Source organism: Rhodobacter sp. 4.3.4 (assembly GCF_058724655.1).
Genome location: NZ_CM178967.1, coordinates 2227247 through 2247371, shown reverse-complemented (window position 1 = coordinate 2247371; position 20125 = coordinate 2227247). Strand labels below are relative to the sequence as shown.

The window sequence follows — 20125 nt, the reverse complement described above, 5'->3', positions numbered from 1 at the left end:
GGGGGTCCTTTCGGGAGGGTCAGAGATGGAAGCAAAACCGGGGGGTGGCGCCGCTGCGGTCGATCTGCGCCTGCACCCGGAAGGCCCGGGCCAGCACCGTCTCGGTCAGCGCGCTTCCGGGCGGGCCATCGGCCAGAATCCGGCCCTCGTGCAGCACCAGCACCCGGTCGGCAAAGCCGGCGGCCAGGGTCAGGTCGTGCAACGTGGTGATCACCGTCAGCCCAAGGCCCCGCAGCAGCGCCAGCAGGTCAAGCTGATGGCGAATGTCGAGATGGTTCGTCGGCTCGTCGAGCACGATCACCCGCGGCTGCTGCGCCAGCGCGCGCGCGATCATCACCCGCTGCCGCTCGCCGCCCGAGAGCGTGCCGAAGCTGCGCTGGGCGAGCGGCGCAAGGTCGAGCCGGTGCAGCGCCGCATCGACAAGGGCGGCATCGGCGCCGTCGGGCGTGGCCAGCCCCGCGCCCCAGCCGCGGCGATGCGGCAACCGCCCCAGCGCGACGATCTGCCGGACCGTCAGGCCGAATTCCCCCGGCTGTTCCTGCAGCACCGCGGCTAGCGCGCGGGCGGCTTCGGGCGCGCTCATCAGCCACAGATCGCGGCCCAGCAGCCGCACCGTGCCGCGCCGGGGCGCATGGTGGCGGTAGAGCAGCCGCAAAAGCGAGGATTTGCCCGCCCCGTTCGCGCCGCAGATCGCCAGGATCTGCCCCTCGGGCACGGCAAAGGAGATGTCCGACAGGATGTCCGGCTGCCCTTTCGGCCCCCAGAACACCCCGGAAAGCTCGACCACGGTCACGGCGTTTTCCTTTCGCAGCGGGGGGACTTCCTGCGGCGGGCGGGGGCGACCGGGCGGGGCGGCGCGGGCAGGGGGCCCGGTTTGCGGGCAAAGTCCGGCCCCGCCCCGGGACGCGGCAGCAGGGACCGCCCGGCAGGGGCCCGAAAAGGCTGCGGCCCGGCCAGAGGCCGCCGCTTGCGCAGATCCATCGCATGCTCCTTCCGGGACACCCCGCCCGGTGGTTGATGACGCTGATGGCAGGTCTCCTGACTTGCGGGTCCTGGCTTCCCCCACCTTCCCGGCCCCGCGTTCGGGGCCAGTGGTTGCCGGGGGGCGCTCGCCGCTTACAGTTGCGGGGGCAGTTACGGGTTTGGCGGCTGATGCCTACACCTCACCGTATTCCCTTTTCACCCGGCCGCGCGTGGCTTGGCCGGGAACCATCGCGGCCAGACTGCCCGCGGATGCCCGCGCCGTCAAGGCGCATCTTCAGGCGTCAAATCAGGGGGTTGGCGCCGATGCGGGAAGGGAACGGCCAGCGGCCGCTGATCTGCGGCGCGCATCGACCGTGCAGCGGGGGGCCGCGCAACAGGGGGGCTGCGCTGGAGCCAAAGCGCCGGGCAAGCCCCGCGGCAAGGGGCGCGATGGACGGCAATCCTCAGAACAGGATCGAATCCAATGTGTCCTGCGCCGCGGCAGAGGCCAGCTCGGCCGCGCCGAAACCGGCCGCCGCCATCGGCAGCCCGATCACCTCGGCGTGGATTTCGCGTTCGCGGTCCATCGTGTAGATCGGTGAAATCTCGTCCAGACAGGACAGATCCGGCGTCGCCCCAAGCCCCTCGCGCAGCAGCGCGCCCAGAGCCTCGATGCGCAGGATCGTCTGCACCAGCGCCGCGGTCATCTGCCGTCCCGAGATCGCCAGCCGCGCCAGCGCCGCGGTTTCCGTCCGCGTCTCGTCTTCCAGCCGCGACAGCAGCCCCTGACGGGTCCGGGCCTGCTCCAGCCCGGCGGCGATCTGCCCCAGATCGGCCTCAAGCCGGTTCATCCCGTCCTGCAGCGCGGAAAATTCCCCGGTGTCGAAGCTCTTGCGCAGCTGATCCAGCGTGCGCCCGGTATCGGCAAAGGTCTTGAGCGCCTGTTGCGCCGTCTCCTTCACCGACATCGCGATATAGGTCAGTTCCTTCTGCCCAACCTCGGCCCGGGCCGCTTCCAGATGCGAGTTCACCCCGGCCAGCCCGATCGTCTGGCCGATGCCCGCCAGATTGTCGAGCCGCTGGTGCAGCAGGTCGATCTGTCCCTCGAACCCGGCCGAGCGGGCGATGATCCCCTGCAGCATCGGCATCACCGCGGCCAGGGCCTCGTTCAGCTGGCCAAAGGCGCGGTCCTGCGCCGCCAGAAGCGGCTCCACCTCGGCCCTTTGCGCGGCAAGCTCGGCCACGAAACCGCCGCCAAGCCCTTCGATGGTGTGGAAACTGTCTTCGAGCAGCGCCAGCACGTCGCCGGTATCCCGCTCCAGCCCCTGCAGCTGCGCCGCGGCCAGCCGCTCGAAGGCCGCGCGTTCCGGCCCGGGCGGGCGGGCGGCGGCGCGCGCCAGGATCGTCTCGACATGTTCAAGCCGCTGCGCCGCCGAATCCGAGAACTGGAACGTGCTGACCAGACGGGCGACCACCTGTTCGATCCGGCCCGACAGCTCTTGCGCCTGCGCCGTGACCCGGTTCCGCCGCGTCGTCATCTGCGCCTGTCCGGCGACGATCGGCGCCAGGATCTCGGTCAGGCGGCGGGCCGCGGGATCAAGATGATCGGCGCCCTCGCGCGCGACGGCAAGGATGGCCTCGAAGGACTGGTCAAAGGCGTCAAGCCCGCCCTGCGCCTGCGCAAGTTCGGTTTCGATCTGCGCCGAAACCCCCCGCAGGGCGCCGACGAAGGCGCTGAGCTGGCCCGAGCGGCTGCGCGAGATCTGGATCGAGGTGATCGTGGCAAGGAATTGAAAGAAGATGCGAATCCGCGTCAGCCCGTTCAGCAGCATGCGGGTTTCGCGCAGCAGTGTGCGGCTGGTGCCATTCGCCATGCTGGCCGACCAGTGCCGCATCGCCCGCGCCAGATCGCCCGCCAGCTCGGGAATATGGATGACGCCGGGGACCGGCTCCTGCTGCGCGCTGATCAGCGCGCCGGTGCGGTCGTTCACCGTCAGCAGATGCCCGCGCACATCAACGAGCAGCGAAGACAGCGCATCAAGCGACGCGATCATGTCGCGACGTACCGCGTGCACGGAAGTTTGCCTGTCCATTCCTGCCTGACCCTGCCTGACCCTGACCGGCGGCGAGGCGCCGCGACGGCAGCCACTGTCGGCGCGGAGGGTTAAGAAAGCCTCTAGGCCCGTCACGAGATGTGAAGAATTTTCCGCACCGTTCGCCTCGCGGCCCCGCCTCTTTGCCGCGCTCTCTGCCCTTGGCGATTAACGATACCGCAAGACATCGCGCGTAACGCTTGCAACCGAGACTTGTCGACGCAAAGAGAGGCTGATGTGACCGACGACACAATGCTGACTTTGGCGATCCCGGCCGATCTGGCCGTGGCCGATGCTGAAGACTGCCGCCAGCGCCTTCTGGGTCTTCTCGCCGCAGGCGAGGGGGCGGTGCAGGTGCAGTTCGAGGGGGAAGAGCGTCTGGGCGCGGTGGCGATGCAGCTGGCGCTGGCCGCCATGGCTGCCGCCGCCGCCGCCGGGCGCCCTGTCAGTGTCGATGCCGCCAGCCGCGATGCGCTCGAACAACTGGGATGGGAGGGCTGAGGATGGCGAAAACCGTACTGACGATCGATGACAGCAAGGCAATCCGCGACATGGTGAACTTCACCCTGTCCGGGGTGGGCTACCGCGTGGTGGAGGCGGAAAACGGGCTCGAGGGGCTGGCGAAGCTGAAAAGCGAGCCGGTGTCGCTGGTCGTGGTCGATCTCAACATGCCGGTGATGAACGGCTTCGAGTTCATCCGCAAGGCGCGGCAGGAGCCGAAGGGCTCGGGCGTGCCGATCCTGATGCTGACGACCGAGACGAAACCCGAGGCCAAGGCCGAGGGCAAGGCGCTTGGCGCCACAGGCTGGCTGAACAAGCCTTTCGATGCCGCCATGCTGGTTGCCGTCGCGCGCAAGCTGGCCGGTTGACGGACAGAAGGGACATCCGATGAACCCCGCCGCCCAGAGTTACATTCATGAAGCCCGGGATCTGCTGACGCAGCTCGAGCAGATGCTGCTCGATCTCGAGACCGAGGCCTCGCCCGAGGCGATCGATTCGGTGTTTCGGGCGCTGCACACGCTCAAGGGCGGGGGGTCGATGTTCGGCTTTCCGGCCCTGTCGGCCTTCGTGCACCATTTCGAAGATGCCTTCGACCGCGTGCGCGAGGGCAAGATCGGCATTTCGAAACCGCTGCTCGATGCGGCGCTGGAAGGCCGCGATCACGTGATTGCGCTGCTTGATGCCGGGGGCGACGAGGTCGCGACGGCGGAGCTGGTCGGCTCGGATCAGGCGCGGCGGATTCTGGCGGCGCTGGAAGGCGCCGTGGCCGGGGCGCCGCCCGCGGTGGTGCGCCTTGCCCGCTGGGAAGTGTCGTTCCGCCCGTCGAAAGGCGCGCTGCGCTGCGGCATGCGCCCCGATCTGCTGCTGGCGGAACTGCGCGATCTTGGCGCCTGCCGGGTCCGCTGCGATGTCTCGGACCTGCCGGCGCTGGAAAGCCTGGACCCGACGCAATCGCATCTGGGCTGGGTGGTCGAGCTGACCACGGCGCAGCCGCGTGCGGCGATCGAAACGGTTTTCGTCTTTGCCGATGACGCCGATCCGCGCATCGTGGCGCTGGATCAGGACGAGACCCCCGCCCCGGCCGCGCCGGAGCAGGCACCTTCGGCCGAGACGCCCGCCGCCGCGGCCCCGGCGCCTGCGGCCCCGGCCCCGGCCGCAACCGCGCCCCGGTCCGCGCCGCGGACCCAGATGATGGCGGGGCAGGATACGGTGCGCGTGCCCTCGGCCAAGCTTGATTCGATCCTTGATCAGCTGGGCGAGCTGGTGATCGCCCAGGCCCGGCTGAACCAGACCGCGGCGCGGCTGGGCGATGCGACGCTGGAAGGTCTGGTCGAGGAGGTGCATCGGCTGGTCACCGGGCTGCGCGACACCACGCTGTCGGTGCGGATGCTGCCGATCGAGACGGTTTTCGGCAAATTCCGCCGCGTTGTCCGCGATCTGTCGACCGAACTGGGCAAGGATGTCGTCCTTGTCACCGATGGCGGCGAGACCGAAATCGACAAGAACGTGCTCGACCGGCTCAGCGAACCGCTGGTGCACATGATCCGCAACTCGGCCGATCACGGCATCGAATCGGCGGCCGAGCGGGTGGCGGCAGGCAAACCGGCGCAGGGCCGGGTGCGGCTGGCCGCCTCGCAGGATGCGGGCGAGATCGTCATCGTGATCGAGGATGACGGCCGCGGACTGGACCATGACAAGATCCGGCGCAAGGCGATCGACCGGGGCCTGCTGACCGCCGATGCCCGCCCGACCGAGGCGGCGCTGGCGCAGATGATCTTCGCGCCGGGCTTTTCCACCGCCGACAAGGTCTCGTCGGTCTCGGGGCGCGGGGTCGGCATGGATGCCGTGCTTTCGGCGATCACCGGGCTGCGCGGCACGGTCGAGGTGACCTCGCGCAAGGGCGAGGGCACGCGGCTGACGCTGCGCCTGCCGCTCAGCCTGGCGATCATCGACGGGCTGCTGGTGCGGCTTGGTCCCGATGTCTTCGTGCTGCCGCTGATCGCGGTCGAGGAATGCGTCGAATTCGACGTCACCGAACTGACGCGCAACAGCGGGCGGCGGATGCTGCGGATTCGCGAACATCTGGTGCCCTTCGTCGATCTGGCCGATGCGCTTGAGGGCACGGTCGAGAACGACGGCCGCCGCCGCGTGGTGATCGTGCGCGCCGAGGGCGAACGGATGGGGCTGGTGGTCGATGACATCCTTGGCCAGCACCAGACGGTGATCAAACCGATGAGCGCCTATCACGCCGATCTCGACGATTTCGCCGGGGCGACGATCCTGGCCGATGGCACGGTGGCGCTGATCCTGGATGTGGCGATGCTGCTGCGCCGTCTGGGCGGCACCGGCATCAGCCTTGCGGCCTGAGGAGGCGCCCGATGACAGAGTCTTCCGTCCCCGCCGTCCTTGCCGAGGAGGACAGCAATTCCATCGCCCTGATCATCCGCGTCTGCGGCGAGGCCTTGGCAATCCCGGTCAGCCATGTGCATGAGGTCATCGACCCGATCCCGCGCACCCGGGTTCCCCGCGCCTCGGCCTTCGCGCCCTGGCTGATCAACGTGCGCGGCGCCGTCGTGCCGCTGGTCGATATCCGGCAACGGCTGCGGATGCCGGTTCATGCCGCGAACGAGGGCAGGGTGGTGGTGCTTGATATCACCCTTGGCGCCGATTCCTTCCGGCTCGCGATGCTGGCCGACGAGGTGCAGGAGGTGATCGACATCGATCCCGCCGCGATCGAGTCGCTGCCGGAAAACGGCTCTCCCTGGCCTTCAAACTATGTCACCGGCGCGCTTCGGCGTGGCGACGATCTCATCCTCCTTCTCGATCCCGAAAACCTCTTCCGTCCCGAACAGGCGGCTTGAACCGAACAAAGTGAGACAACCATGAAGCTGACGATCAAGGCCAAGCTGATGGCCACCTTCGGGGTGGTTCTGGCGCTTCTGGCCACCATTTCCTGGATCGGCCTGTCCTCGTTGCAATCGGCCAATGCCGATGCGAACCGGATGGCCAATGTGCAGGCGCGCATGCAGACGCTTTCTGTGATGCTGAAGAACAGTTACGCCAATTCCGACATCAAGACGCTGCAGCATATCTCCACCGACACCGAGGCGGACATGCAGGCGCTGGAAGATGGTGTCGCCGCCGACCGGGTCGAGCGGACGAAGATTGTCGACGAGATGCGCGCGCTTGACACCGGGGTTCTCGGGGCGGAGCTGACCGCGCTTGACGCGCAAGTGAAACTGGTGGCCGAGACCCGCACCGAGCTGCTGAGGCTGTCGCGCCAGGCGACGGTGGCGAAGGCCGAGGCGCTCTTCTCGGGCACGTCCTACGACCAGCTGAAGAAAATGGATATCGCGATCGATGGGCTGCAAAAGGCCGTGGCGCAGGCCCCGGTGCTGCCGGTTCCCGCCGATGTGGCGAAGATGCAGGTGATGCAGGTCGAACGCGCGACCATGGAAATCGCGACGATGAATGCGCTTGCGATCATGGACAGCAGCGACGCGGGCACCGCCGCGCGGCTGGAGGAGGTCAAGAAGCTGCGCGCCGCCCTGACCGAGGCGGTGGACGCGCTCGACACGGCAATGGGCACCCGCTTCCCGGCCGAAGTGAATGCGATCGAGGGGATCGTGACGGATTTCCTCTCGATCAACGATGATCTTGAACAGCTGACCTTCGCCAATTCCGAAGGCAAGGCCGCCGTGCTCATGCAGGGCGAGATGAAAGAGCAAATCGCGCAGCTCTACAGCATGCTTGACAAGATTTCGCAAGTCGCCGGCGCGGCGATGACCAAATCGCAAGAGCAGCTGAACGCCAGCTATGCCAACAGCAAGACGCTGATCCTGACGATTTCGGGCATTGCGATCCTGGGCTCGCTGCTGGCGGCGACGCTGATCCTGATCGGCATCACCCGGGGCATGAACCGCGCCGTGAGCGTCGCCCGCAAGGTCGCGGAAGGGGATCTGAAGGTCGATACCCGCGTCACCTCGAAGGACGAGATCGGCGAGCTGATGCAGGCGCTGGGCGAGATGACCGTGGCGCTGGACGGCATGGCCAATGTGGCCGAGTCGATCTCGCGCGGCGATCTGACGGTGTCGATCAAGCGCCGTTCGGAGGCGGACTCGCTTGGCATCGCGCTCGAAACCATGGTCGGCAAGCTGCAGGAGATCGTGATCGACATGCATGTGTCGTCGCAAAGCGTCTCGGCCGGGGCCCATGCGATGAGCGCGACCGCCGAGGATCTGTCCTCGGGCGCCACCGAGCAGGCGGCGGCGGCGGAACAGGCCAGCTCGGCGATGGAAGAGATGACGGCGAACATCCGTCAGTCGGCCGACAATGCCGCGCAGACCGAGAAGATCGCCACCCAGGCCTCGACACGTGCGATCGACACCGGCAAGGCGGTGGACGAGGCGGTCGGTGCGATGAAGACCATCGCCGACAAGATCACCATCATCCAGGAAATCGCCCGGCAGACCGACCTTCTGGCGCTGAACGCGGCGGTGGAAGCGGCGCGGGCGGGCCAGCATGGGCGCGGCTTCGCGGTGGTGGCCTCGGAGGTGCGCAAGCTGGCCGAACGCAGCCAGCAGGCGGCGCGCGAGATCAACGAGCTGTCGATCCGCTCGGTCGAGGTCAGCCGCAATGCCGGCGACATGCTGGGCGAGCTGGTCCCGGCGATCCAGCGCACCGCCGATCTGGTGCAGGAGATCTCGGCCGCGATGCGCGAGCAGAACACCGGCGCCGATCAGATCAACCTGGCGATCCGCCAGCTCGACACGGTGATCCAGCGCAACGCCTCGGCCTCGACCGAAGCCGCCTCGGTCTCCGAGGAACTGGCCAGCCAGTCCGAGCAGCTGCATGACGTGATCGGCTTCTTCAAGGTGCAGGGCGAACCCGGCCGCGCCGACCGGGCCGAACGTGCCAAGGATGCGGCCTGGACCCGCACCGCGCGGCAGGAGGCCCCGGCCGCGGCCCCGGCCAGCCGTCGCAAGACGCGCGTGGCGGCGGGCACCCGCAACGGCGGCTTCGCGCTGGATCTGTCGGAAGACGACGTGGACGACTCGGATTTCGAGAAGATCTGACACCGCGGGCGCGGCCCGACACCCTGTCCGGCCCGCCGAGGGCCGGGCAGCTCTGCCCCGGAGGGTCCGCCACCGGGGCGCCAACAGGAAACGAAAGGGATCTCCGGATGACTGCCGCCCCGCTTCTCCAGGAACCGTCGCAGTTCGGCCACCCGGTCGATACCGAAGCAACCGAAACGCGACGGGCTTATGTGACCTTCGATATCGGCAACCAGATTCTGGCGGCCGATGTGGCGGATGTGCGCGAGATCCTCGACCATCAGGTGATTGCGCCGCTGCCCAATGCCACGGCGGCGCTGCTGGGCATGATCGACCTGCGCGGCGAAGGGATCGCGGTGATGGACATCGCGCAGTCGCTGGGCCTGGCGCGGCAGGTCGATGACCGCAACGGCCGGATCATCGTTCTTGACCTGCAGACCGACCGTGCGGCGGCGATCGCCATCGTCGTCGACCGGGTGCGCACCGTGGTCGAGGTCGACGAGGCCGCGGTCGATCCGGTGCCCTCGGTGCCGGGCGGCTGGAATTCCGGGGCGATGTTCGGGCTGACCCGGGTCGAGGGGGAGCTTGTCTACATGATCGACCTGCGCGCGGCGCTGGGTCAATCGGGCTCGGCAGCCTTGCCCGGGCCGTTCGACTTCGATTGACGGAGATGATGGCCTTGCGCGGCTCTTCTCAGGCCTATGCCGACCTGCTGACGCAACCGACGGTGCCGATGAGCACGGCGGCGGCGCAGAAACTTGTGACGATCCTGAAGGCGGAAGCCGGGATCCGGATCGACCCGTCGAACACGCAATTCATCTCCTATCGGCTGGACCGGCGGGTGGTGGCGCTGGGGCTCGAGGATTACGATCAGTATCTGATGCATCTGCAAAGCCCCGAGGGGCCTGCCGAAATCCAGCGGCTGGTCGAAAGTCTGGCAACCCATACCACCAGTTTCTTCCGGGAAAAGGCGCATTACGACTGGCTTGACTCGGTCGGTCTGCCGAAGCTGATCGAGACCGGCGCCGGGCGGGCGCATCCGCTTGTGGTCTGGAGCGCCGCCTGCTCCTCGGGGCTTGAGCTCTGGTCGGCGGGCATCGTGCTGGATCGCTACAGCCACAAGGTGCCGGGCGGGCTGCGCTGGGGGCTGGTCGGCACCGACATTTCCGCCGCGATCCTGCGCAAGGCGCGGCTGGGCATCTATTCCTCCTCGGAGCTGTCGGGGCTGTCCTTCGACCTGCGCTCGGACTATCTGCTGCGCTCGAAACCGGGGGCGCGGATCTCGCCCAAGCAGCGCGTCTACCGGATCGCCCCGGCGCTGCGCAACCGCGCCCATTTCAGCGCCGCCAACCTGCTTGGCAAGCTCGAGGGCCAGGTGCCGCTTGCCGATGTGATCTTCCTGCGCAACGTGCTGATCTATTTCAACGCCGAGGACCGGATCCGGGCGATCCGCAATGTCATGCAATGCCTGCGGCCGGGGGGCTATCTGCTTCTGGGCCATTCCGACAACCTGCGCAGCCTGCCCGAGGGTCTGACCCCCGCGGGGACCGCGATCTTTCGAAAGGACTAGGCAATGACCGCGATGCCCGATCCGAAATCCACCCGCCTGCCGCCCGATGGCCGCCCGGTCCGGGTCTTCATCGTCGATGACAGCGCGCTGGTGCGTCAGGCGCTGGCCGACATCATCGGCTCCGACCCGCGGCTCGAGGTGATGGCGACCGCCGCCGATCCCTTTGCCGCGGCCGAGCGGCTGAAATCCATGGTGCCCGATGTCATCATCCTTGATGTCGAGATGCCGCGGATGGACGGGTTGACCTTCCTGCGCAAGCTGATGGCGCAGCATCCGCTGCCGGTGGTGATCTGTTCGTCGCTCGTCTCCGATCGGTCCGAGACCTATCTTGCCGCGATGTCGGCGGGGGCGGTCGATGTGATCGCCAAGCCCGAGATCGGCGTGAAGCAGTATATTTCCGAAAGTGCGCAGCGGATTCGCGACGTGCTTGTGCAGGCCGCCTCTGCCAAGGTGCAGCCGATGCGCGAACGGCCGGTGCAGCCCAAGCTCAGCGCCGATGCGATGCTGGCGCCGCCGCGCGAAAGCGGGGCGATGCTGCGCACCACCGAAAAGATCGTGGCGATCGGCGCTTCGACCGGCGGCACCGAGGCCTTGCGCGAATTGCTGCAGGCGATGCCGCCCGATTGCCCGCCGATCGTGATTGTGCAGCATATGCCGGAGCTGTTCACGGGGGCTTTCGCCAAGCGTCTGGACGGGCTTTGCGCGATCACGGTGAGCGAGGCGAAACCGGGCGACCGGCTGTTGCGCGGCCATGCGCTGATCGCGCCGGGCAACAAGCACACGCTTCTCGCCCGCAGCGGCGCGCAATATCATGTCGAGATCCGCGAGGGGCCGCTGGTGTCGCGGCACCGGCCTTCGGTGGATGTGCTGTTCCGCTCGGTGGCGCGCTTTGCCGGGCGTAATGCGGTGGGCGTGATCATGACCGGCATGGGCGACGATGGCGCGCGCGGCCTGCGCGAGATGCGCGACACCGGCGCCACCACGCTTGGCCAGGACGAGGAAAGCTGCATCGTCTACGGCATGCCGAAGGAGGCAATGGCCCGCGGCGCCGTGGGTCAGGAAATGCCGCTTGGCCAATTGCCAGCGGCGATCCTGCGCGCGGCGCGCTGATCCGCCGTCCTTGCGCCCGAAGGTCCGGCGCAACGTTCTGTCTTGAAAAGAAAAAGCCCCCGGGCCGCAAGGTCCGGGGGCTTTCGTGGTTGGACGGATTACAGCCTGTAGCTGATCGATTTCACATCGGCATCCGGCGCGGTCTTCTGGCTGCGCACGCGCAGACGGTTCAGCGCGCCGACATAGGCTTTGACCGAGGCGAGGATCGTGTCGGTATCGGCGGCCGAGCCGGTGACGATGCGGCCATCCTCGGCCAGACGCACCGAGACGGTGGCCTGCGCATCCGTCCCCTCGGTCACGGCATGGACCTGATAGATCTTCAGCTCGGCCTTGGTCGGATAGATCGCCTGCACCGCCTTGAAACAGGCGTCCACCGGGCCGTCGCCCGCGCATGTCGCCGTCTTTTCAACGCCATCGACAAGCATCTTCAGTTCCGCTTCCTGCCCGTCGCTGCCGCAGATCACCCGCAGCCATTTCACCTGCAGGAAGTCCTGATCGGTGTTCGCGGTGCTGTCGGTCAAAAGCGCGATCAGGTCGTCGTCATAGACTTCCTTCTTGCGGTCGGCCAAGGCCTTGAAGCGCACGAAGACATCGTTCAACTGGTTGTCGGCGAGGTCAAACCCCAGATCGCGCATCTTGGTGCGCAGCGCGGCGCGGCCCGAGTGCTTGCCCATCGCGATATTGGTCTCGGTCAGGCCGATATCGGCGGGCTTCATGATCTCGAAGGTTTCGACGTTTTTCAGCACGCCGTCCTGATGGATGCCCGATTCATGCAGGAAGGCGTTCTTGCCGACGACGGCCTTGTTGAACTGCACCGGGAAGCCCGAGACCTGCGCGACGCGGCGGCTCAGATGCATGATCTTCGTCGTGTCGATGCCGGTGGTGAAGGGCATCAGATCCTTGCGGACCTTGATCGCCATCACGACTTCTTCCAGCGCGGTGTTGCCCGCGCGCTCGCCCAGACCGTTGATCGTGCATTCGATCTGCCGCGCCCCCGCCGAAACCGCGGCCAAGGCGTTCGCCGTCGCCATGCCAAGGTCGTTGTGGCAATGGGTGGCGAAGATCACCTCGTCGGCGCCCGGCACCTTTTCCAGCAGCATCGCGATGATGTCCGAGGATTCCGAGGGCAGGGTGTAGCCCACGGTGTCGGGAATGTTGATCGTGGTGGCCCCCGCCTTGATCGCGCATTCGACGACGCGGCACAGATAGTCGCGCTCGGTGCGGATCGCGTCCATCGCCGACCATTGCACGTCTTCGCACAGGTTGCGCGCATGGCTCACGGTGTCCTGGATACGTTCCAGCATCTCCTCGGTGCCGAGGTTGGTGATGCCGCGGTGCAGCGGCGAGGTGCCGATGAAGGTGTGGATGCGCGGCCGGGCGGCGTGTTTCACCGCCTCCCAGCAGCGGTCGATGTCCTTGTAATTGGCGCGCGACAGCCCGGCGATGACGGAGTTTTTCGAGGCTTTGGCAATCGCCGAGACGGCTTCGAAATCGCCTTCCGAGGCGATCGGGAAACCGGCTTCGATGATGTCGACGCCCATTTCGTCGAGCAACATGGCGATTTCGAGCTTTTCGTCATGCGTCATGGTGGCGCCGGGCGATTGTTCGCCATCGCGCAGCGTGGTGTCAAAAATCAGAACGCGGGATTTGTCGGTCATGGTCTGAGCCTGAGAATGTTCAATGTCGGTGTCTTAGCCTTGCGGTCTCCCGAATGCCAGCGTCTCGCCTGGGGTTCGGGGGGTGGGCGCTGATACATCTGAGCGGTCGCGCCCGGGGGCACGCTCAGAGCAGGCTCAGAAGAAGGAGGCCGCGCACGGACAGAAGGGGGGCGAAAGCCCCGCGCTTGCCGATGAAACTGATCGAGTTCCGTGCCATGGCGGGACTATGGCGGGGCGGCGGGAAAATGAAAAGCCCGAAAATGCGCGGCGCGAAAAATCGCGGCGCGGCTCAGGCCTGCGAGATCCGCAGCCCCGGCGCGGTGCCGCGGCCGCCCGGTTGCGCCCGGCCTTGCGCCTGCGGCGCCCCGGGGGGCGGCATGTCATTGGTCGTGTCGGGGGCGGTGTCGGGCCGGATTTCCTCGGCGGGGGCGATCGGCAGCAGAAGATGCATCGCCGTGCCCTCGGGCGAGCTGTCGATGGTCAGAAGCCCGCCCGATTGCCGGGCGAATCCGTCGACCATGCTCAGCCCCAGCCCAGAGCCCTGACCCACGGCCTTGGTGGTGAAGAAAGGTTCGGTGACGCGGCGGAGGATCTCGGGCGGGATGCCGGTGCCGGTATCGGCCACCGTCACCTCGGCGTAATCGCCCGCGGGCAGGACCGTGCCATCGGGCTGCACGTCGTCGGTGAACAGATGCACCGGCCGCGCCGAGACCGTCAGCGTGCCGCCGCCCGGCATCGCATCGCGGGCATTGACGACCAGATTGACCAGCGCGGTGATGAACTGGTTTTCATCCAGCGCCACCCAGAGCGGCGCCGGCGGCGCTTCGAAATCCTGGGTGATCGAAGAGGGCAGCAGCCGCCGCGTCAGCAGCTGCAGCTGTTCGAGCAGCGCGCCGACATCGCGCCGCGCAATCCGCATCTGCGTGCGCCGGGCATAGGCCAGAAGCTGCTTGACCAGCTCTGCCGCGCGCAGGGCCGCCGTCTTCGCCTCGGTCACCGCATTGAGCCGCTCGGCCTCGGTGTCCATGGCGTCGTAAAGATCGAGATTGCCGATCACCGCGGTCAGGATGTTGTTGAAATCATGCGCAACCCCGCCCGCAAGCTGGCCGATCGCCTCCATCTTCTGCGCCTGGACCGAGCGCAGCGCGGCCCGTTCGGCCTCGATCCTCATGCGGCGATGCGCCAGCAGCGTCAGCGAGAAATAGATATGCAGCCCCACCGCCGCCAAGGCCGTGCCAAGGATCGCCCCGGGATGATCGATCTGCTGGATGGTGCGGAAGATCACCCAGGCGATGGCGGCGCCGATCACCGCGATCTCGCCCAGCATGATCGTCAGCACCCGGTCCGAGCGGTAGATCAGAAAGACGAGCATCGCCCCGATCCCGGCTGCGCCGCCGATCCGCAAGGCGGGGTCGGGCGCGGTGATCAACTCGGCGGGCAGCCAGATGAAGGCGGCGACCAGATACCAGAACAGCCCCCCCGCGATCAGCACCTCGCCGCGCGAGCAGGTCTCGCCACGGCTGCGCAGGAACAGGAAATGCGCGGCATGGCCGATCAGCTGGGCGGCGATCCACCACAGCGGCATCGTGGTTCCGAGGTAGAAATACAGCAGCACACCCACGCAAAGGATGACACCGATACGGAGGGCCGTATCCAGCGGGCGGCCGTATTCCAGATCGAACAGGCGGTCGATTTCCTTGCGGCCGTCGACGCCATCAATGTCGGACTGCTGACTTGCCAACACACCCACCTGCCCGCGTGATGCGGGCTGTTCCGCGCGGACCGCCCACGCAGGCCGAATCCCGCCTGCCTCAGCAATACCCCGGTTTCCCCTACACATTTCTTACCATCTTACCGCATTCCCCGCCCGGATGCCAATAACGGCAGTATGGATGCGAAAAATCACGGCGAAATTGTGCTGGGCTGCCGGGCGGCAGCGGCGCGGGCCGGGGTTAGGGTTGCGGTTGCGGTTGCGGCGGCGGGGGCAGCGGCCGGGCCGGTTCGGCCAGACGGTCGTCGGCCCAGGTGCCGCCCGCGACCTTGCCCGAGGCGTAGCGCATCACCCCCTTGCCCTGACGGCGGCCCTGCACGAAATTGCCCTCGTAGACATCGCCATTGGCGTAGATGGCCTTGCCCGGACCGTCGATTTCGCCGTCGCGCCACATGCCGTCATAGGTGAAGCCGTCGGGCGTGATCAGCTTGCCCTGGCCCGAGCGCTGCCCGGCCTCGAAGCCGCCCTCGTAGATCGTGCCGTCGGGATGGGTGGCCCGGCCGCGTCCCTGCCTTGTGCCGTCGGCCCAGTCGCCGTCATAGACATAGCCGTCGGGATAGGTCATCCGGCCCTTGCCATGCTGCCGGGCCTCCAGGAATTCGCCTTCATAAACAAGGCCGTTCGCATAGCGGGCGACACCCCGCCCGGCGATGTTGCCCGCGACCCAGCCGCCTTCGTAGCTGGCGCCGTCGGGATAGGTGATCCTGCCCTGGCCCTCGGGCATGTCATTGCGGAAATCGCCCTCGTAGACCGAGCCGTCGGGGAAACGTGCCCGGCCCCGGCCTTCGATCCGGCCCTCGACCCAGCCGCCGGTGTAGTCATAGCCGTCGGCGCCGCGGAAATGGCCTTGGCCTTGCGGCTTGTCGGCCAGAAAATCGCCCTCGTAAAGATCGCCATTGGCATAGATCACCCGGCCCTTGCCCTGCCGCTTGCCCGCCACCATCGCGCCCTCGTAGCGGTCGCCATTGGGCTGGATCAGCACGCCCTGACCCTCCATCAGCCCGGCCTTCCAGTCGCCCTCATAGGTGACGCCGGTCTTCAGGATCAGCTTGCCGCGCCCCGCGCGCAGGCCGCCCGCCATCTCGCCCTCGTAGCGGGCGCCGTCGGGATAGGTGATCTTGCCGCGGCCCTGTTTTACGCCCTGCACCCAGTCGCCCTCGTAGCGGTAGCCGTCGGGGCCGGTCAGCACGCCCGCGCCGTCATGCAGCGCCTTGGCGAACCGGCCCTCGTAGCGGGTGCCGTTGGCATAAAGCGCGACGCCGGTGCCGGTGATCTCGCCCGCGACCCAGTCGCCCTCGTAGCTGCCGCCATCGGGATAGGTGATCTTGCCGCGGCCCTCGGGCTTGCCGCGGGCAAAGCTGCCCTCGTAGATCGAGCCGTCGGGAAAGCGGGCGCGGCCCTGACCGACGATTTCGCCCGCCCGCCACGCGCCTTCATATTCATAGCCCGAGGGCAGGCGGTATTTGCCATGGCCGTCCTGCTTGCCGTCCTTGAACGTGCCTTCGTAGATGCCGCCGTCGTCGTATTGCTTGGTCAGCACTTCCTCGGCCGCTGCCGTCGTCGCGGCGAAAACCAATGCCGCCGCCAGCATCAGCCCCCGCTTGCCCGCTTGCCCCATGCTTTTCCCCTGACTGTTGGCCGATCGGCGCAAACCTAATGGCGTGCCAAAAGCGTGACAAGCGCCCGGCGGCCGCGGATTTCGCGCCCGGGTGCTTTTCCCCGCCCGCCCTTGGCGTTACATCAGGGGCAACAGACAGGATCCAGCATGACCGATCGTTTCCGCATCACCCTTGCGCAACTGAACCCGACGGTGGGGGCGCTGGCCGCCAATGCCGAGAAGGCGCTGGCCGCCTGGCAGGCGGGCCGCGCCGCGGGGGCCGATCTGGTGGCGCTGCCCGAGATGTTCCTGACCGGCTATCAGACCCAGGATCTGGTGCTGAAACCGGCCTTCCTGCGCGATGCGCTGGCGGCGATGCAGGCTTTGGCGGCGCAGGTGAGCGACGGTCCGGCGCTGGGCATCGGCGGGCCTTATGTCGATGAAACCGGCCGTTACAACGCTTGGTGGGTGCTGAAGGAGGGCCGGGTGATCGCCCGCGCGCTCAAGCATCATCTGCCGCATGACGATGTGTTTGACGAGATGCGGCTTTTCGATTCCGGCCCGGTCAGCGACCCCTTGCGGCTTGGCCCCTTGGCGCTTGGCGTGCCGGTCTGCGAGGATGCCTGGCATTCGGATGTGGCGGGGGCCTTGGCGGCGGCGGGGGCCGAGGTGCTGATGGTGCCCAATGGCTCGCCCTATCGGCGCGGCAAGCTGGATCTGCGCCGGCAGGTGGCCGGGGCGCGGGTGGCGGAAACCGGGCTGCCGCTTTTGTATCTGAACATGGTCGGCGGGCAGGATGATCAGCTGTTTGACGGCGCCAGTTTCGTGCTGAACCCCGATGGATCGGTGGCGGTGCAGCTGCCCGCCTTCGAGGAAGCGCTGGTGCATGTCGATCTGGAACGCGGGGCGGCGGGCTGGCGGGCGGTGCCGGGCGAGATCGTGCCGCCGCCCGGCGACATCGAGCAGGATTACCGCGCCATGGTGCTGGGCCTGCAGGATTATCTGCGCAAATCCGGGTTTTCCAAGGTGGTTCTGGGGCTTTCGGGCGGGATTGATTCCGCGCTGGTGGCGGTCATTGCCGCCGATGCGCTCGGGGCCGGGAATGTGCAGTGCGTGATGCTGCCTTCGCGCTACACCTCGCAGGGCTCGCTTGACGATGCCGCCGATCTGGCGCGGCGGATCGGGGCGCGGCTTGATACGGTCGAGATCGAGGCACCGCGCGCGGCGGTCGAGGGCGCTTTGGCCCATGTGTTGGCGGGCACCGCGCCCGATGTGACCGAGGAGAACATCCAGTCGCGGCTGCGCGGCGTGATCCTGATGGCGATTTCGAACAAATTCGGCGCGATGCTTCTGACCACCGGCAACAAATCCGAGGTGGCGGTGGGCTACTGTACCATCTACGGCGACATGGCGGGGGGCTATAACCCGCTGAAAGACCTGTATAAAACCCGTGTCTTCGAGACCTGTCGGTGGCGCAATGCGACGCATCGGCCCTGGATGCAGGCGCCCGCGGGCGAGGTGATCCCGGTCGCGATCATCGACAAGCCGCCAAGCGCGGAGCTGCGCGAGAACCAGAAGGATCAGGACAGCCTGCCGCCCTATGAGGTGCTGGATGCGATTCTGGAGCGGCTGGTGGAGGGCGATCAGTCGGTCGATCAGATCGTCGCGGCGGGGTTTGACCGCGCCACGGTGAAGCGGATCGAGCATTTGCTTTACATTTCCGAATGGAAGCGCTTCCAGTCCGCGCCCGGGCCGCGGCTGACGACGCGGGCGTTCTGGCTCGATCGGCGCTATCCGATGGTGAATCGCTGGCGGGACAACGTCTGACCGAGGCCATGGCCGAGGTCACGCGCCACAGCAGTCCAAGGACCGCCGGGGCGCCAAAGCGTCCCGGCCAGCGCCCGCCCCGCCCTCGGCGACGATCGCGGCCCGCAGGTCTGCGATGTGATCGACAAGCGCAGGACTTCCGGCCCGCAAAAGGCGGAGCGTGAAGAACCGGGCCTGCCCCGGAAGCGGGACCCGGTCCATGCGGCGCAGGCACCGATCCTGCGCCCACAGGGGTAACGCCCCCTAAATCGGGCCGGAGCGGACCTAGAAATCCGCCGCGACCTCATACATCACCGGCTCGAAGCTGCGGCACAAAGTGGCGATGTGGCGGTTGCGGGTGATCATCTCAGGGCTGCGCAGCATCGCCTGATAATCGCCGCGGTGTTCCCATTTCGAATAGGTGGCGATGCGGGTGTGGGCGTCGTTCATGTGCAGCCCCGCGCCCAGGAAACCCGCCGATTTGCTGATGCACTCGGCATAGGCGGCCTTGAGCGCCTCCATCAGTTCCATCGCCGTCGCAGGCGTCATCTCGAAGGTGCAGATCACCGTCTGCCCGGTGAAATCCTTGCTGATCTCGGCCATTCCATCCTCCCGTTCGGTTTTCTCAAGATCAGAATGACGCAGTTGCCCGAAAAAGCTACCCCCCCCCCGCACATCCCCCACCTTCGCGCGAACTGCCGCAGCGGCAGACTCGCGTTGTGGCTGAATGTGACGGCCTGACAACAGAATTGTTGCAAGCGGCTGGTTTTCGGGCAAACCTTCGTCTGTCGGCCACGACCGACCGCCGGGGGGCTTGCTGTCAACAGACTGTCACAGAACGCGCCTAGGTGCTGGCTGGTGCCCAAAGTGGGCCCAACCTTCCGATAACGGGGAGAGAGACAGATGAAACCGATGCACGTCCTTGCCGGTGCGGCCGCTTTGCTGGCCACGACGGCGCTTGCGCAGGCCGCAGACCTGGCCGCGCTGGAAGCCGCCGCCAAGGCCGAAGGCCAGCTGACGACCATTGCGCTGCCGCATGACTGGTGCGGTTACGGGGCGGTGATCGAGGGCTTCAAGGCCAAGTATCCCGACATCAAGGTGAACGAGCTGAACCCGGACGCGGGCTCGGCCGACGAGCTGGAGGCCATTCGCGCCAACAAGGGCAACACCGGCCCGCAGGCGCCCGACGTGATCGACGTGGGCCTGTCGTTTGGCCCGCAGGCCAAGGAAGAGGGGCTGATCCAGCCCTACAAGGTCTCGACCTGGGACGAGATCCCCGCCGAGATCAAGGATGCCGACGGCTACTGGTATGGCGATTACTATGGCGTCATGTCCTTCATGGTGAACAAGGATCTGGTGCCGACCCCGCCCGCCGACTGGGCCGATCTGCTGAAATCGGATTACGCGGGCCAGGTGGCGCTGGCGGGCGATCCGCGCGCCTCGAACCAGGCGATTCTGTCGGTTCTGGCCGCGGGCATGGCCAATGGCGGCAAGGCCGGGGCCGAAGCCGGGGCCAAGGGGCTTGAGTATTTCAAGGCGATGAACGACGCGGGCAATTTCGTGCCGGTGATCGGCAAGGCGGGCACGCTGGCGCAAGGCGCGACCCCGATCGTCGTGATGTGGGACTACAACGCGCTGTCGGCGCGCGACACGCTCAAGGGCAACCCGCCGGTCGAGGTGGTGGTGCCGAAGACCGGCGTTCTGGCGGGCGTCTATGTGCAGGCGATCTCGGCCTATGCGCCGCATCCGAATGCTGCGAAACTCTGGATGGAATATCTCTATTCGGATGAAGGCCAGAACCTCTGGCTGAAGGGCTATTGCCACCCGGCGCGGTTCAACGCGATGGCGGCGGCGGGCAAGCTTGATGCCGAGGCGATGGCCAAGCTGCCCCCGGCGGAAGCCTATCAGGCCGCCTATTTCCCGACCCTTGCGGAACAGGATGCCAACAAGGCCGTTGTCACCGAGGGCTGGGACAAGGTCGTGGGCGCCAACGTCCAGTAAT

The 20125-nt window shown here is 67.1% G+C and carries 16 protein-coding genes and 1 riboswitch; of the genes, 10 read left to right on the top strand and 6 right to left on the bottom strand.

The features are described 5' to 3' along the window. Positions 1–19: 19 nt before the first annotated feature. Positions 20–793 (bottom strand): ABC transporter ATP-binding protein, encoded by a 774-nt coding sequence (locus AC4PTB_RS10880; RefSeq protein ID WP_492189972.1) that lies wholly within the window; start codon positions 791–793, stop codon positions 20–22. Between the two features lie 218 nt (positions 794–1011). Beyond that, a riboswitch (cobalamin riboswitch) is annotated at positions 1012–1229 on the bottom strand. A 198-nt stretch (positions 1230–1427) separates the two neighbouring features. Continuing rightward, the gene (locus tag AC4PTB_RS10875) at positions 1428–3038 is read right to left on the bottom strand and encodes a hypothetical protein (RefSeq protein ID WP_492189971.1); all 1611 of its coding nucleotides are present in this window, start codon (positions 3036–3038) and stop codon (positions 1428–1430) included. Between the two features lie 255 nt (positions 3039–3293). Here AC4PTB_RS10875 and AC4PTB_RS10870 point away from each other — a divergent pair, with 255 nt between their 5' ends. The 8 genes from AC4PTB_RS10870 to AC4PTB_RS10835 all read left to right on the top strand — a co-directional run bounded on the left by AC4PTB_RS10870 (position 3294) and on the right by AC4PTB_RS10835 (position 11291). After that, the gene (locus AC4PTB_RS10870) at positions 3294–3557 is read left to right on the top strand and encodes a hypothetical protein (protein ID WP_492189970.1); all 264 of its coding nucleotides are present in this window, start codon (positions 3294–3296) and stop codon (positions 3555–3557) included. Positions 3558–3559: 2 nt separating this feature from the next. Continuing rightward, positions 3560–3925: a response regulator gene (locus AC4PTB_RS10865; protein WP_492189969.1), complete on the top strand. Its 366-nt coding sequence runs from the start codon at positions 3560–3562 to the stop codon at positions 3923–3925. Between the two features lie 19 nt (positions 3926–3944). Continuing rightward, entirely contained in the window at positions 3945–5924 is a 1980-nt protein-coding gene (locus AC4PTB_RS10860; protein ID WP_492189968.1) for a chemotaxis protein CheA, read from the top strand. 11 nt (positions 5925–5935) lie between these two features. After that, entirely contained in the window at positions 5936–6418 is a 483-nt protein-coding gene (locus tag AC4PTB_RS10855; protein ID WP_492189967.1) for a chemotaxis protein CheW, read from the top strand. Between the two features lie 21 nt (positions 6419–6439). Beyond that, positions 6440–8632 (top strand): HAMP domain-containing methyl-accepting chemotaxis protein, encoded by a 2193-nt coding sequence (locus AC4PTB_RS10850; RefSeq protein WP_492189966.1) that lies wholly within the window; start codon positions 6440–6442, stop codon positions 8630–8632. 107 nt (positions 8633–8739) lie between these two features. Continuing rightward, positions 8740–9276 (top strand): chemotaxis protein CheW, encoded by a 537-nt coding sequence (locus AC4PTB_RS10845; RefSeq protein ID WP_492189965.1) that lies wholly within the window; start codon positions 8740–8742, stop codon positions 9274–9276. Positions 9277–9290: 14 nt separating this feature from the next. Next, the gene (locus AC4PTB_RS10840; RefSeq protein WP_492189964.1) at positions 9291–10181 is read left to right on the top strand and encodes a CheR family methyltransferase; all 891 of its coding nucleotides are present in this window, start codon (positions 9291–9293) and stop codon (positions 10179–10181) included. A 3-nt stretch (positions 10182–10184) separates the two neighbouring features. Then, positions 10185–11291, top strand: coding sequence for a protein-glutamate methylesterase/protein-glutamine glutaminase (locus AC4PTB_RS10835; RefSeq protein ID WP_492189963.1), 1107 nt, complete (start codon positions 10185–10187; stop codon positions 11289–11291). Positions 11292–11389: 98 nt separating this feature from the next. Here the strand turns inward: AC4PTB_RS10835 and AC4PTB_RS10830 are convergent, their stop codons facing one another. The 3 genes from AC4PTB_RS10830 to AC4PTB_RS10820 all read right to left on the bottom strand — a co-directional run bounded on the left by AC4PTB_RS10830 (position 11390) and on the right by AC4PTB_RS10820 (position 16338). Next, a complete protein-coding gene (locus AC4PTB_RS10830; RefSeq protein WP_492189962.1) occupies positions 11390–12949 on the bottom strand; it encodes a 2-isopropylmalate synthase in 1560 nt (519 codons plus the stop codon). Positions 12950–13238: 289 nt separating this feature from the next. Then, a complete protein-coding gene (locus tag AC4PTB_RS10825) occupies positions 13239–14690 on the bottom strand; it encodes a sensor histidine kinase (RefSeq protein ID WP_492189961.1) in 1452 nt (483 codons plus the stop codon). A gap of 211 nt (positions 14691–14901) precedes the next feature. Next, a complete protein-coding gene (locus tag AC4PTB_RS10820; RefSeq protein WP_492189960.1) occupies positions 14902–16338 on the bottom strand; it encodes an MORN repeat-containing protein in 1437 nt (478 codons plus the stop codon). A gap of 147 nt (positions 16339–16485) precedes the next feature. Between AC4PTB_RS10820 and AC4PTB_RS10815 the strand changes: the two genes are divergently transcribed. Next, positions 16486–18144 (top strand): NAD+ synthase, encoded by a 1659-nt coding sequence (locus AC4PTB_RS10815; RefSeq protein ID WP_492189959.1) that lies wholly within the window; start codon positions 16486–16488, stop codon positions 18142–18144. A gap of 264 nt (positions 18145–18408) precedes the next feature. Here the strand turns inward: AC4PTB_RS10815 and AC4PTB_RS10810 are convergent, their stop codons facing one another. Next, positions 18409–18726, bottom strand: a complete 318-nt coding sequence (locus AC4PTB_RS10810; RefSeq protein WP_492189958.1) for an antibiotic biosynthesis monooxygenase family protein — start codon at positions 18724–18726, stop codon at positions 18409–18411. 300 nt (positions 18727–19026) lie between these two features. On the opposite strand from AC4PTB_RS10810, the gene AC4PTB_RS10805 reads away from it, so the two are divergent. After that, positions 19027–20124, top strand: a complete 1098-nt coding sequence (locus AC4PTB_RS10805) for an ABC transporter substrate-binding protein (RefSeq protein WP_492189957.1) — start codon at positions 19027–19029, stop codon at positions 20122–20124. The last annotated feature ends 1 nt before the right edge of the window (position 20125 follow it).